Annotated in this window: 2 protein-coding genes; both read right to left on the bottom strand. The window is 44.1% G+C overall.

The window, feature by feature from the left end:
- The coding region (locus ACS8FD_RS15460) for an aspartate kinase (protein ID WP_439276500.1) at positions 1 to 604 on the bottom strand (604 nt) is incomplete at its 3' end.
- Between the two features lie 291 nt (positions 605 to 895).
- A partial coding sequence (locus ACS8FD_RS15455) for a DHHA1 domain-containing protein (protein WP_439276499.1) occupies positions 896 to 1,210 on the bottom strand: 315 nt, incomplete at its 5' end.

Below are 1,210 nucleotides of genomic sequence, written 5' to 3'. Positions count from 1 at the left end.
CGAGCATTTCTTCAAAGGTGATCTTTTCAAGCTTTTTGGCTTTTGAGGTCACACGTGGGTCGGTGGTATAGACGCCATCAACATCCGTATAAATTTGACACTCATCTGCGCCTAAGGCAGCTGCAATCGCAACACCTGTAGTGTCAGAGCCGCCGCGTCCTAAGGTAGTAGCATTGCCATACTCGTCGATACCTTGAAAGCCTGCCACGATAACGATATTATCAGCGTCTAGTTGTTCACGTATGTTTTTATCATCAATACTCTCGATACGTGCTTTATTGTGCGCGTTATCCGTTTTGATCGCTACTTGACGACCAGTCATTGAGCGAGCACCCACGCCAAGGTCTTTAATTGCCATGGCTAAGAGTGAGATAGAAACTTGCTCACCAGTTGAGACCATTTGATCATATTCACGAGGATCTGGTTGGCTACTAATTTGGCGAGCCAGATCAATCAAACGGTTGGTTTCACCGCTCATGGCTGAAACTACAACGACAATCTGATGGCCATTATCGTGCCAACGTTTGACGCGCTTTGCGACATTTTTGATACGGTCGATACTGCCCATCGACGTACCACCATACTTTTGCACTATTAAAGCCATAAAATTTACCTATTATTCGTCAATGGCTGTCTATAAGTTGCTAGTGTTAACCTGTAATGAGTCTATTTATTCCTATTGCTCGAGGTAAACACTAACAAAGATAAAGCCGGATCATAAAAACTGCTGTGCTATTAATTGTTTTTTTCGTTGGCAGACTGGATTAAGAGCTGACCGCCATACTTTATACCACACTAGCACGCTGATTTTAAGTCGCAACAGCCATTAGATACATGGCGATTGGTTATAACTGTTATAACCAATCAGATAAGTTATAGAACTCTGAGCCTCTTGTTAACCAAGTTGTGACTTAATCCACGCTGGTAGAGCTGTAATAACTGCGCCTATGTTATCGGTCTTGGACGCGCCACCTTGGGCATAATCAGGCTTACCACCGCCTTTACCTCCTAACTCGCCAGCAAGATGACGAACGATATCACCAGCTTTAATACGAGCAGTGACTGACTTGGCTACGCTGGCCGCCAACGCTAGCTGTCCATCTTTATCACCCACTAAGACGATCACGCTGTCTTGCAGTTTGGACTTAATATCATCCATCAATGGGCGAATCGACTTACCATCAATGCCTTCTACAATACTAATTAATAC

Source organism: Psychrobacter sp. 1U2 (genome assembly GCF_051847575.1).
This window is presented reverse-complemented; position numbering and strand designations above follow the sequence as displayed.